Origin of the sequence: Streptomyces sp. NPDC046925 (genome assembly GCF_040644915.1) — a bacterium.
GTDB lineage: Bacteria > Actinomycetota > Actinomycetes > Streptomycetales > Streptomycetaceae > Streptomyces.
This window is the reverse complement of the sequence record NZ_JBEYWZ010000001.1, coordinates 1,131,653-1,143,437: the sequence shown is the minus strand read 5'-3', so window position 1 is coordinate 1,143,437 and position 11,785 is coordinate 1,131,653. Positions and strand designations below refer to the sequence as shown.

At 73.0% G+C, this 11,785-nt stretch carries 11 protein-coding genes; 7 read left to right on the top strand and 4 right to left on the bottom strand.

Going from position 1 to position 11,785, the window contains the following annotated elements:
- Positions 1-14 precede the first annotated feature (14 nt).
- Together ABZ906_RS04810 and ABZ906_RS04805 are read left to right on the top strand one after the other, a co-directional pair.
- Complete coding sequence (locus tag ABZ906_RS04810) at positions 15-551, top strand: NUDIX hydrolase family protein (protein ID WP_361185611.1); 537 nt, start codon at positions 15-17, stop codon at positions 549-551.
- A gap of 144 nt (positions 552-695) precedes the next feature.
- On the top strand, positions 696-1,754 hold the full coding sequence (locus ABZ906_RS04805; protein WP_361377348.1) for a YncE family protein: 1,059 nt from the start codon (positions 696-698) through the stop codon (positions 1,752-1,754).
- Between the two features lie 22 nt (positions 1,755-1,776).
- On the opposite strand, the gene ABZ906_RS04800 is transcribed toward ABZ906_RS04805, so the two are convergent.
- On the bottom strand, positions 1,777-2,469 hold the full coding sequence (locus tag ABZ906_RS04800) for a triacylglycerol lipase (protein WP_361377345.1): 693 nt from the start codon (positions 2,467-2,469) through the stop codon (positions 1,777-1,779).
- A 93-nt stretch (positions 2,470-2,562) separates the two neighbouring features.
- The gene (locus tag ABZ906_RS04795; protein WP_361377342.1) at positions 2,563-3,294 is read right to left on the bottom strand and encodes a FadR/GntR family transcriptional regulator; all 732 of its coding nucleotides are present in this window, start codon (positions 3,292-3,294) and stop codon (positions 2,563-2,565) included.
- 224 nt (positions 3,295-3,518) lie between these two features.
- On the opposite strand from ABZ906_RS04795, the gene ABZ906_RS04790 reads away from it, so the two are divergent.
- From ABZ906_RS04790 to ABZ906_RS04775, 4 genes are all read left to right on the top strand, one after another.
- Positions 3,519-4,772, top strand: coding sequence for an SLC13 family permease (locus tag ABZ906_RS04790; RefSeq protein ID WP_361377339.1), 1,254 nt, complete (start codon positions 3,519-3,521; stop codon positions 4,770-4,772).
- A gap of 66 nt (positions 4,773-4,838) precedes the next feature.
- Complete coding sequence (locus ABZ906_RS04785) at positions 4,839-6,290, top strand: acyl-CoA synthetase (protein WP_361377336.1); 1,452 nt, start codon at positions 4,839-4,841, stop codon at positions 6,288-6,290.
- Complete coding sequence (locus ABZ906_RS04780) at positions 6,283-7,680, top strand: carboxyl transferase domain-containing protein (RefSeq protein ID WP_361377333.1); 1,398 nt, start codon at positions 6,283-6,285, stop codon at positions 7,678-7,680. The genes ABZ906_RS04785 and ABZ906_RS04780 overlap by 8 nt, the downstream gene beginning before the upstream one ends.
- Before the next feature lie 94 nt (positions 7,681-7,774).
- A complete protein-coding gene (locus ABZ906_RS04775; RefSeq protein WP_361377330.1) occupies positions 7,775-8,833 on the top strand; it encodes an NAD-dependent epimerase/dehydratase family protein in 1,059 nt (352 codons plus the stop codon).
- Between the two features lie 19 nt (positions 8,834-8,852).
- Here the strand turns inward: ABZ906_RS04775 and ABZ906_RS04770 are convergent, their stop codons facing one another.
- Both ABZ906_RS04770 and ABZ906_RS04765 read right to left on the bottom strand, forming a co-directional pair.
- The gene (locus ABZ906_RS04770) at positions 8,853-9,965 is read right to left on the bottom strand and encodes a HAMP domain-containing sensor histidine kinase (protein WP_361377326.1); all 1,113 of its coding nucleotides are present in this window, start codon (positions 9,963-9,965) and stop codon (positions 8,853-8,855) included.
- Between the two features lie 6 nt (positions 9,966-9,971).
- A complete protein-coding gene (locus ABZ906_RS04765; protein WP_361377323.1) occupies positions 9,972-10,754 on the bottom strand; it encodes a response regulator transcription factor in 783 nt (260 codons plus the stop codon).
- 124 nt (positions 10,755-10,878) lie between these two features.
- Here ABZ906_RS04765 and ABZ906_RS04760 point away from each other — a divergent pair, with 124 nt between their 5' ends.
- On the top strand, positions 10,879-11,640 hold the full coding sequence (locus tag ABZ906_RS04760) for a glycosyltransferase family 2 protein (RefSeq protein WP_361377320.1): 762 nt from the start codon (positions 10,879-10,881) through the stop codon (positions 11,638-11,640).
- Positions 11,641-11,785 lie beyond the last annotated feature (145 nt).

The window sequence follows — 11,785 nt, the reverse complement described above, 5'->3', positions numbered from 1 at the left end:
CGTATGATCAGCCGATGTCTGACACGACCGAAACCACGCCCGGCTGGCTGACCTCCGACGAGCTCGAGCAGGCCCGTGCACGCATGCCGATCCTGTACGTCGAGGCGGTGCCGGTGCGCGTCGACGACAGCGGCGAAGTCACCAGCATCGGACTGCTCCTGGGCATGGGGCGGGACGGAGCGGTCAGCCGCTCCCTCGTCTCCGGCCGGGTCCTGCACCACGAGCGGGTCCGGGACGCCCTGCTGCGCCACTTGGAGAAGGACCTCGGCCCCGCGGCGCTCCCCCGCGTCCCGGCCGCGCTGCAACCCTTCACCGTCGCCGAGTACTTCCCGACGCAGGGCATCACGCCGTTCCACGACCCCCGCCAGCACGCGGTGTCCCTCGCCTACATCGTCCCGGTGGCCGGCGACTGCCGCCCCCGCCAGGACGCTCTCGACCTGGCCTGGTTCAGTCCGCAGGAGGCCTCGTCCGAGCTGGTCCAGCACGAGATGCCGGGCGGTCACGGCGTACTCCTCAAGCAGGCCCTCGCGCACGCGGGTTGTCTGTCCTGAGCGGCTGCGCGCGGATCCGGAAGTGCCGCGGAGGCAGGCATGAACGAGTCACGACCGAGACATGACTAATGAGGTAAGGCTCAGCTAAGTTGATCGGCGAGTGCCTCCCTCCGGAGGCACCCCTGCCTAGGAGATCGACGCAGCATGAGTTCAACCATCCGCCGGGTCCGCCGTTCCGCCGCGATCACCGTGTCGCTCGCCGCGGGAAGCGCCCTGGTCCCGACCGGCACCGCGGCCGCCGACACCGCGAGGAACGGCTCGCCCGACGCCTCGGTGCCGATCAGGCAAGGCCTCTACCAGTCCGCGTACTCCCAGCGGAACGACGCGCTCTGGATGACCTCCTCGGTGGGCATGCCGCCCGCCACGGTCACCGACTCCAGACTCCTGAGAGTCGACCCGGACACCCTGAAGGTGGAGAAGGCCTACCGGACGCCGGTCACGGACACGGCCACCGGTGCGGTCGAGTCGGTCTACGGAGTCGCCGTCGACGACGAGCACAACACCGTCTGGACGACGAACACCCGTGACCACTCCGTCGCCGTCTACAGCCAGCGCACCGGCAAGCGCCTGGCCACGCTGCCGGGCGTGAACCACGCCAGGGAGATAGTCGTCGACGAGCGGCGCGACACGGTGTGGGCGAGCGCGTTCGGCGACGGCACCCTCGTCGCGTTCGACTCCGGCACCTTCAAGGAGAAGGAGCGCGTCACCGTCCCCGGCACCGGGCCGACGGGCCTGGCCCTGAACAAGCGGACCGGGTCGGTGTACGCGGCCGACTTCCACGGCGCCCGCATCATCGAGGTCTCCCCCGGCGCCGAGCGCCCGCGGCTCATCCCGGCCGGGCAGGGATCGCTCTCCGTCGCCCTCTCCAGGAACGGCCGCACCGCCTACACCGCCGACCAGACCACCGGCACGGTCACGGTCGTCGACCTGCGCAAGGGAGCGGTCACCCGGTCCGTGGCGACCGGCGGGGGCACCAAGTCCGTGGCCGTCGACCACCGCTCGGGCCACGTCCTCGCGGTCAACCGCACGAGTGCCACCGTCACGATCGTCGACCCGCACAAGGGCGCCGTCGTGAAGTCCGTGCCCACCGGCGCGAACCCCAACCACGTCCATGTGGCCGGCGGTCACGCGTACGTGGTCGACAAGTCGGGCTCCGGCCCCGCGGGCGAGGACCTGCTGACCCGCGTCCGCCTGCGGCGCTGACCGCAGGCACCGGCCACGGGCACTAACCGCCGACGAAGTCCCGTACGCCCTGTGACACCCCGTCATCTCCCAGCAGGTCGTTGTGTTTCAGGCACCCCGCCGCGTGGTTCGCCGCGCCGTCGAGCGGCACGCTGTTGTCGGGGTTGATGACCTCGTCGCAGTTCGACCACCAGGTCGCGTAGGCGACGTCGCCCGGTGTCTCGTCGCCCTCGGCGAGCCCGTCCTGGACGTACGAACCCGGCGTCATGTCCCGGCAGGCCTGCGACCAGGCGGCGCAGGCCCAGGCCGTGGCGGTGCCGTGATTGGGTCCCGCGAGGGAGGCCCAGTGGGCGACCTTCCCGGTGCCGCCGCCGTACTTGACGTACCAGCGCGTGACGAGGCTGCCGAAGGAGTGGGCGACGATGTCCACCTTGGCGGCGCCCGTCTGCGCGCGCACCTGCTCGACGTACGCGGCGAACCGGCCCGACAGCACCTCGTTGACCGACTTGCCGGTGTCGTACCCCCAGGAGAACAGGTCGGCGTCGGTGTAGCCCGACGCCTTGAAGTCGTCGCGCAGGGAGCCCCACACACCCGGGTCGGCGTTGTAGCCGTGCACGAAGATCACCGGAGTGCGGGCGGCCGTCGGGGCCCGCTCCGCCGCCCGGGCCGTGGTCAGCGGCATCAGCAGGGCGGCGACGGCCGCGATGGTCAGCGGTACGGAGGATCGGCGCAGCACAGGTTCCCCTTCGGGCCGGCGGACGTGCCGAGAATGGTGAGGTCTGCGTCGACGAATGAACAGTCCTGTGCCGAAGGAAAGTTACCGCGGGTATTACCCCTCGGAGGGGTCCGCAGCGCTCGCCTCGTCCTCCGGGTTCCAGTCCAGGAGCCGTACCTTCGCGACCGTCCGCACGTGCCGGCGCATCGCGGCCGCCGCCGAGCGGCCGCGACCGGCCTCGATCGCGTCGAGGATCGCGTGATGCTGGGCGAGGGAGCGGGCGGGGCGCCGCACCTGGCGCAGTGATTCGTTGCGGCTCTCGGTGATCTGCTCGGCGATGGAGCGCATGAACTCGGCGAGCAGCACGCTGTGCGCGGCCGCGGTCACGGCGGCATGGAAGAGCCGGTCGCCCTCCGTGCCGTGCTCGCCCGCCTCGATCTCCCGGGCCATGGTGTCGAGGGCGCCCCGCATCGCCGTCAGGTCCTCCTCCGTGCGGCGTTCGGCGGCCAGTTCGGCGAGCTTGGTCTCCAGCGCCTCGCGTGCTTCCAGGACGTCGGGCAGCCGCCGCTTGCGCTCCACGAGCCGCTCCACGGGCTCGGCGTCCAGGCTGTCCTTGACCAGATAGGTGCCGCCGCCGTGGCGCACCTCCACCAGGCCCTGTACTTCGAGCACGACGATGGCCTGCTTGACGGAGGCGCGGGAGACGCCGAGGCGCTGGGCCAGTTCGCGCTCGGGGGGCAGCCGGTCGCCGGAGCGCAGGCCGCCTTCGCCGACGTAGGCACGCAGCCGGTCGAGCACCTGCTCGTACAGTCTGGTCCTGCCCATGGGGCGCAGCGCGTCAGACATCCCAACCCCCCATTTCGGCCCCCGTGCCGTATTTCGGTCCCCGTGCCGATGGCTTCGCAGCCTAACAGCGGCCGCCGCAGTGGACGAGTGGCCAAGTGGTCCAGCCAATTTCTGTGCGATCTCTTGACGGCCGAAACCGATACCCCGACGCTGAGTTCCGCCCACGGCCGAATTGGTTCAGCCACTTGGCCACTGAAGGACGGCCCCAGGGACGGGAGCCCACGATGTCCGCCGAACTCATCTCCATCCTCGTACTCGTGGTGGTCTTCGTGATCGCCACCACCCGCTCCATCAACATGGGCGCGCTCGCCTTCGCCGCCGCCTTCGCGGTCGGCGAGCTCGTCGCCGACCTCGACGCGGACGGCATCTTCGCCGGCTTCCCCGGCGACCTCTTCGTCGTCCTGGTCGGCGTCACCTATCTGTTCGCCATCGCCCGCGCCAACGGCACCACCGACTGGCTGGTGCACGCCTCCATCCGCCTGGTGCGCGGGCGGATCGCCCTGATCCCCTGGGTGATGTTCGTGATCACCGGGGCGCTCACCGCGATCGGCGCGGTGAGCCCGGCCGCCGTGGCGATCGTCGCGCCGATCGCCCTGAGCTTCGCCGCCCGGTACGGAATCAGCCCGCTCCTGATGGGCGCCATGGTGGTGCACGGAGCGCAGGGCGGCGGTTTCTCGCCCATCAGCATCTACGGCTCCATCGTCAACGGCATCGTGGAGCGCGAGGACCTGCCGGGCAACGAGGTCGCCCTCTTCCTCGCCTCGCTGATCGCCAACGTCATCATCGCCGGGATCGTGTTCGTCCTGTTCGGCGGACTGAAGCTGGGCGGCCGCGATGCGGGCGAGGGGTCCGAGCCGGCCGATCAGGAGGACGCTTCGCGGCTCGATCCGGCCAAGATCGCCACGCTCGCCGCGCTGGTCGCCCTCGTCGTCGCCGTGCTCGGCTTCGACCTCGACGCCGGTCTGAGCGCCATCACGCTGGCCGTGATCCTGAGCGCGTTCTGGCCCGAGTCCAGCCGCAAGGCCGTCGGCGAGATCGCCTGGTCGACCGTGCTCCTGATCTGCGGTGTGCTGACCTACGTCGGCGTCCTGGAGGAGATGGGCACCATCAAGTGGGCCGGTGAGGGCGTCTCCGACATCGGCGTCCCGCTCCTTGCCGCCGTGCTGCTCTGCTACATCGGGGCGATCATCTCCGCGTTCGCCTCCTCCGTCGGCATCATGGGCGCGCTGATTCCGCTCGCCGTGCCGTTCCTGGCCCAGGGCGAGATCGGCGCGGTCGGCATGATCGCGGCGCTGGCCGTCTCCGCCACCGTCGTGGACGTCAGCCCCTTCTCGACCAACGGCGCGCTGGTGCTCGCCGCCGCCCCCGACGTCGACCGGGAGCGCTTCTTCCGCCAGTTGATGGTGTACGGCGGGATCGTGGTGGCCGTGGTGCCCGCGGCGGTGTGGCTCGTCCTGGTGGTGCCAGGATTCGGGTAGGACGAACCAGCACGGGTCCCCGCCGGACCACTTCGCACCGACGCGACAACCTAGGAGATACGCAGCGTGAGCTCTCCCCACCCGCCCCTCTTCCCGGCCCTCGTCGCGGGCTCCGACCTCCCCGCCCTGCGCTTCGGCGAACGCTCGCTGACGTACGCCGAACTCGCCGCCGCGGCGGGGTCCCTGGCCGCCTCCATCGGCTCGGCGCGCCGGGTCGCGCTGTGGGCGACGCCGACGCTCGAAACCGCCGTCGGCGTGGTGGCCGCGCTGCTCGCCGGTGTGCCCGTCGTGCCGCTGAACCCGAAGATCGGTGAGCGCGAACTCGGGCACATCGTCGCCGACAGTGCCCCGTCGGTGGTCCTCGCGGCACCGGGCGACGAACTCCCCGCGCCCTTGCGGGCGCTGGACCGTACGGACATCACGATCACGCCTGCGGCGACACCCCCGCAGACGCCGGCCGAGCCCGGCCCCGAGTCCCCCGCCTTCGTCGTCTACACCTCCGGCACCACCGGCCCGCCCAAGGGCGCGGTGCTGCCCCGGCGGGCCCTCTCCGCCACCCTCGACGCCCTGGAGGACGCCTGGCAGTGGACGTCCGACGACGTGCTGGTGCACGGACTTCCGCTGTTCCATGTGCACGGCCTGATCCTCGGCATCCTGGGTCCGCTGCGCCGGGGCGGTTCGGTGCGGCATCTGGGCCGGTTCTCCGTCGAGGGGGTGCGGCGCGAACTGGCCGACGGGGCCACGATGCTGTTCGGCGTGCCCACCATGTACCACCGCATCGCGGAGGCGCTGCCCGCCGATCCGGCTCTCGCCAAAGCCCTGTCCGGCGCGCGGCTCCTGGTGTCGGGCTCCGCCGCGCTGCCCGTGCACGACCACGAGCGGATCGCGTCGGCGACGGGCCGCCGGGTGATCGAGCGGTACGGCATGACGGAGACCCTGATGAACACGAGCGTGCGGGCCGACGGCGAAGCGCGCGCCGGAACCGTCGGGGTGCCGTTGGGCGGTGTGGAGCTGCGCCTGGTGGACGAGTCGGGTGCCGAGACCTCGGACCGGCAGGAGGTCGGCGAGATCGAGGTGCGCGGCCCGAACCTGTTCACCGAGTATCTGAACCGGCCCGACGCCACCGCGGCTGCCTTCACCGCCGACGGCTGGTTCCGCACCGGCGACATGGCGGTGCGCGACGACGACGGCTATGTGCGCATCGTCGGCCGCAAGGCCACCGACCTGATCAAGAGCGGCGGCTACAAGATCGGCGCCGGCGAGATCGAGAACGCCCTGCTCGAATACCCGGGCGTACGCGAGGCCGCCGTCACCGGCGAACCGGACGACGACCTGGGCGAGCGCATCGTCGCCTGGATCGTGCCGTCGGACGCGGAACAGCTGCCGGGCGAGCGGGAGTTGGCGGACCATGTGGCCGCCCAGCTGGCCCCGCACAAGCGCCCGCGGGTCGTGCACTATCTGGCGGAGCTCCCGCGCAACGACATGGGCAAGATCATGAAGCGGTCCTTGCATGCCTGAGCTCCTGCCTGAGCCCCTGCCCGGCCGGTGGACCGCCCGCGCGGCCGTCGCCGCCGTGACCGATCAGGACACCTTCGACGAACTCCCTTATAGGGAAGCGGAGTTCTCCGAGAGGCGGCCGGACGGTCCGCTCGCCTGGCAGGGGTACGGGGACTCCCGCGCCCGCGCCGAGGAGCGCACCGGCGAGCGGGAGTCGGTGGTCTGCGGCACCGCGGCCGTCGGCGGCACCCGGGCGGTGATCGTCTCCTTCGAGTTCGGTTTCCTGGGCGGCTCCCTCGGCGAGCGCACCGGGGACCGCATCGAGGCCGCGCACCGTCACGCCAGGGATCGCGGGCTGCCCGTCGTCTCGCTGATCGCGACGGGCGGCAGCCGCATGCAGGAGGGCATGCGCGCGCTGGTCCAACTCCAGCGCGTGGCACGGCAGTCCGAGCTCACCGGCGCGGCGGGCCTGGCCCGGATCGCGGTCCTGCGGGATCCGGCCACGGGCGGCGGCTGGGCCACCCTGGGGGCGGGCGCCGACCTGACCCTGGCGCTGCCAGGCAGCCAGATCGGCTTCGCCGGTTCCCGGGTGCGCCCCGCGGACGCGGACCCCACGGCGTACACCGCTGAGGCCCAGCTGGCAGCGGGGGCCATCGACGAGATCGTACGGCCCGCAGAGCTGTGCGCGGCCCTGGCCCTGCGCCTCCGGCTGCTGTCCGCCCCGGATACGTCCACCGGCACGTCCGCCGCCGCTCCCCCGGCGCCCGCCGAACCCCCCGCCGCGCTCGGCCGCACGGATCTGCCCGCCACCGGCTGGGACGCCGTCAGCCGCGCCCGCGCTCCCGAACGCCCGCGCGCCACGGCCTACTTGGACGCCTACTTCACGGAGAGGGCGCCACTGAGCGGCGACCGGTCCGGGGGCACGGACCCGGGGATGCTCTGCGGGTTCGGGATGCACGAGGGGCGGTCGATTGCCTACGCGGCGCAGTGCGGGACGGCGACGATTCCCGCCGGGTACCGCACGGCGGCCCGGCTGGTCCGGCTCGCGGGGCGGCTCGGCATTCCCGTGCTCACGCTCGTCGACACTCCGGGGGCCGCGAACGGGGCCGAGGCCGAACGGGCGGGGGCGGGCGCGGCGATCGCCGATCTCTTCGCCGCCGTCGCCGGCTCACCGGTGCCGGTCACCTCGCTGGTCATCGGCGAGGGGGGTTCCGGCGGCGCGCTCGCCCTCGCGGCACCGGACAACCTCTGGGCGACGCCGGACAGCTATTTCTCGGTGATCGCTCCCGAGCACGCCGCCGCGATCCTCAAGCGGGGACAGGAGGAGATCCGGTCGACGGCGGAGCAGCTTCGCCTGCGTCCGCAGGATCTGGTCGAACTCGGCGTGGCGCGGGGCCTTGTGGGGCGGTGACCGGGCGGCGGGGTCCACGGGCAGTTCTTACCGACCGGTGACGAACCCGCGCCGGTGATCGTGAACGCGGCCCGGCGCCCCTAGCGTGAGCGGCATGCGCGTACTTGTCACCGGCGGCGCCGGGTTCATCGGATCGCACGTGGTCGAAGCCCTCACGGAGCGCGGGCACGAAGCGGTGGTGCTGGACGCACTGCTGCCGTCCGCCCATGCCGCGTCACCCCGGCCGCCCCGGCCGCCCGCCGGGCAGCGGTGGTCCGTCGGCGACGTCCGGGACCGGGACGCCGTGCGGGACGCGCTGCGCGGGGTGGACGCGGTCTGCCACCAGGCGTCGATGGTGGGGCTCGGCAAGGACTTCGCGGACGCTCCCGAGTACGTCGGCTGCAACGATCTGGGCACGGCCGTCCTGCTGGCCGCGATGGCCGAGTGCGGGGTACGGGATCTGGTGCTCGCCGGGTCGATGGTCGTGTACGGGGAGGGGCACTACGAGTGCGCCCGGCACGGGGTCGTACGGCCGGGGCCACGCGCGGCGGCCGATCTGGATGCCGGACGGTTCGAGCCCCGCTGCCCCGACTGCGGGGCCGAGTTGGCCCCCGGCCTGGTGGGTGAGGACGCGCCCGCCGATCCGCGCAACGTGTACGCGTCGACCAAGCTGGCGCAGGAGCATCTGGCCGCCGCGTGGGCGCGGGCGAGCAGCGGCCGCGCGGTGTCGCTGCGCTACCACAACGTGTACGGCCCCGGCATGCCCCGCGACACCCCGTACGCCGGTGTGGCCTCGTTCTTCCGCTCGTCCCTGGAGCGGGGCGAGGCACCCCGCGTGTTCGAGGACGGCCGCCAGCGGCGGGACTTCGTCCACGTACGGGATGTGGCGGCGGCCAATGCGATGGCGCTGGAGGCGGTGCGGGAGCGGGAGGCGGGGGCGTTCGCCGCGTACAACACCGGCAGCGGCGATCCGCACACCGTCGGGGAGATGGCCGGCGAACTGGCGCGGGCGTTCGGTGGCCCGGACCCGGAGGTGACGGGCGAGTACCGGCTCGGCGACGTACGGCACGTCACGGCGGACTCGGGGCGGCTGCGGGCCGAGCTGGGGTGGCGGGCCGAGGTGGGCTTCACGGAGGGAATGGCCGCGTTCGCGAAGGCGCCGCTGCGGGGGTAGGCCGGCCGGGGAGCGGCGGTTACGCCGGTGCCGTCGGCAGTGTGACCTCGAAGCGGCAGCCGCCTGCCACGTTGCGTACGGCCGCCCGGCCCTCGTGGGCCTCGACGATGCCGCGCACGATCGCCAGTCCGAGGCCCGCGCCCGCCGGGGGTGTACGGGACTGGCTGCCGCGCCAGCCGGTGTCGAAGACGCGGGCCAGGTCCTCCTCGGGGATGCCGCCGCAGCCGTCGGTCACGGAGAGGATCACGCCGTCCGGGGAGCGCTCCGCGGCCACCGCGACGGTTCCGTCGGCCGGCGTGCGGCGGATCGCGTTGATCAGGAGGTTGCCGAGGACACGGCTCATCTCCTTGCTGTCGACCTCCACCGGGACGGGCTCGACGCTGTCGCCGACGAGATGCACCCGGTGCTCGCGGGCGAGGGGATCGGCGCCCGCGAGCGCGTCGCCGACCAGGTCGTACACGGAGATCCGGGACGGCGAGAGGGCCAGCGCGCCCGCGTGGATGCGGGAGAGTTCGAAGAGGTCTCCGACCATGGCGTTGAGGCGTTCGACCTCGGTGCGGATCTGGCGGAGATAGCGCTCCGGTTCGGCGGCGACGCCGTCCTCCAGCGCCTCGGACATGGCGCGCAGGCCGGCCAGCGGGGTGCGCAGGTCGTGCGAGATCCAGGCGACCAGTTCGCGCCGGGAGCGTTCCAGGGCCCGCTCGCGCTCCCCGGACTCGGCGAGCTTGGCGCTGGTCGCCTCCAACTCCCTTGTCAGCGCCGCCAGTTCCGCGCTCACGGGCTCGGGCGGGGCCGCGAAGCTGCCGCCGTCACCGAAGGAGCGGGCGGCCAGGGTCAGGGCCTTGCTGCGGGCGACCACCCAGCGGCCGAGCAGCAGCGCGGTGGCGAGGGAGACCACGGCGGCCATCGCCACGACGATGGTGACCACGGTCAGGTCGTGCGGCGACAGGAACATCTCCCAGGCCACCGCGAGCGTCCCGGCCAGCATCGCGAGGACGGCGACGGCCGCCACGACGGTCATCGACACCGTGAGGGAACGGTGCCGCAGCAGGCGCAGCGTCAGGGCGCCGAGCAGCCCGGCGGCGGCCGCCCCCAGGAAGGCGAAAGCGGCGATGACGAGGATGTCCTGCACGGGAGGTCAGCCTTCTGCTCGGGGCGGTACGGGGTCGCCCGCGGGGTCGCCGGGATCGGTTGAGGCGTGCGCGTCGAGGCGGTACCCCACACCCCACACCGTCTGGATGAGCCGCGGCTTGGCCGGGTCGTCCTCGACCTTGCCGCGGAGCCTGCGGATGTGGACCGTGACCGTGGACAGGTCACCGAACTCCCAGCCCCACACCTCTCGCATCAGCCCTTCCCGCCCGAACGCCTGCCCCGGATGCCGGAGCAGGAAGGCGAGCAGGTCGAACTCCCTTACCGTCAGGGCGAGTTCGACGCCGTTCTTCGTCGCCCGGCGCGCCGCCGGGTCCACCCACAGGCCTGCGGCGGCCAGCGTGGGCAGGCCCTCGGGGGCATGTGCGGCGCGGCTGCGGCGCAGCACCGAATCCACCCTCAGGACCAGCTCGCGGGGGCTGAACGGCTTGGTGACGTAGTCGTCCGCCCCCACCTCAAGGCCCAGGATGCGGTCGTCCTCGTCGCCGCGGGCGGTGAGCATGATGACGGGCACCGGCCCCCTGGCACGCAGGCGGCGGCACACCTCCAGACCGTCCATGCCGGGCAGCATCAGGTCCAGGACGACGAGGTCGGGCCGGAACGCCCCGGCGCGCTCCAGCGCTCCGGGGCCGTCCCCGGCGCGGTCGACGGTGTAGCCGCCGCGTTCGAGGTAGCCCGCGACGACCTCGGCGACGGTCGGATCGTCGTCCACGACGAGCACCCGGAGCGGACCGGGCGCGGCGGGCGGGCGATCCTGCGGTGGTGACTGCATACGGCCAGCCTCCCATCTGCGGCGCGGAGTCCGGCGGGTCGCACCTGCTCCCGGCACCCGACGTCCCTGTTTCGTAAGAACCTGAAGTCCAATATGTCGGGTTTATCTTCCTAGGGTGAGTCACATGACCCCCTCTCCCTCCACAGAACCCGACGTACCCGAGCCATACTCCGCTCGCGCCGTGCGGGTCGACGTCGTCCTGCCCTGCCTCGACGAGGCCGCGGCCCTGCCCTGGGTCCTGGAACGCATTCCCGAAGGCTGGCGGGCCGTCGTCGTCGACAACGGCTCCACCGACGGTTCGCCCGACATCGCCCGCGCGCTGGGCGCCACAGTCGTGCGGGAGTCGCAGCGGGGCTTCGGGGCGGCCTGCCACGCGGGCCTCACGGCGTCCGACGCGGACATCGTGTGCTTCTGCGACTGCGACGCCTCCCTCGATCCGGGGCTGCTGCGCGCCTTCGTACGCAGGGTGCAGGACGGGGAGGCCGATCTGGTCGTCGGGCGGAGGCGCCCGCAGGGACGCGGCGCCTGGCCGCCGCACGCGCGCGCGGGCAATCTGGCGCTCGCCCGGATGCTGCGGCGGCGCACCGGCGTGCGCCTGCACGACATCGGCCCGATGCGGGCGGCCCGGCGCGAGACCCTGCTCGGGCTCGGCCTGACCGACCGGCGCAGCGGCTACCCGCTGCAGATGGTCGTGCGGGCGGCTGACTCCGGCTGGCGGATCGAGGAGCGTGACGTGCCGTACCTGCCGCGCGCCGGGAAGTCGAAGGTCACGGGGACGTGGCGCGGGACGTGGCACGCGGTGCGCGACATGCGGGCCGTGCTCGCGGAGCCGCCCCGGCCGGCCCTCACCGGCCGCGCGCGCCAGGCGTCGGGCGGTGCCGCGTGACGGCGTACGGAACGACCGTCCCCGCCACCGCCGGGCACCGCCTGCCCGAACGCGCCACCACCCTCCCCGACCTGCCCCGCACCCCGGGGGCCACCCGCACGACGGCCCCACTCACCCCCACGCCACAGACCACAGGCGGTGCCGC

Coding starts and splice junctions, on each gene's coding strand:
- ABZ906_RS04810 (WP_361185611.1), top strand. CDS start 15: ATGTCTGACACGACCGAAACCACGCCCGGCTGGCTGACCTCCGACGAG.
- ABZ906_RS04805 (WP_361377348.1), top strand. CDS start 696: ATGAGTTCAACCATCCGCCGGGTCCGCCGTTCCGCCGCGATCACCGTG.
- ABZ906_RS04795 (WP_361377342.1), bottom strand. CDS start 3,294: ATGTCTGACGCGCTGCGCCCCATGGGCAGGACCAGACTGTACGAGCAG.
- ABZ906_RS04790 (WP_361377339.1), top strand. CDS start 3,519: ATGTCCGCCGAACTCATCTCCATCCTCGTACTCGTGGTGGTCTTCGTG.
- ABZ906_RS04780 (WP_361377333.1), top strand. CDS start 6,283: ATGCCTGAGCTCCTGCCTGAGCCCCTGCCCGGCCGGTGGACCGCCCGC.
- ABZ906_RS04775 (WP_361377330.1), top strand. CDS start 7,775: ATGCGCGTACTTGTCACCGGCGGCGCCGGGTTCATCGGATCGCACGTG.
- ABZ906_RS04765 (WP_361377323.1), bottom strand. CDS start 10,754: ATGCAGTCACCACCGCAGGATCGCCCGCCCGCCGCGCCCGGTCCGCTC.
- ABZ906_RS04760 (WP_361377320.1), top strand. CDS start 10,879: ATGACCCCCTCTCCCTCCACAGAACCCGACGTACCCGAGCCATACTCC.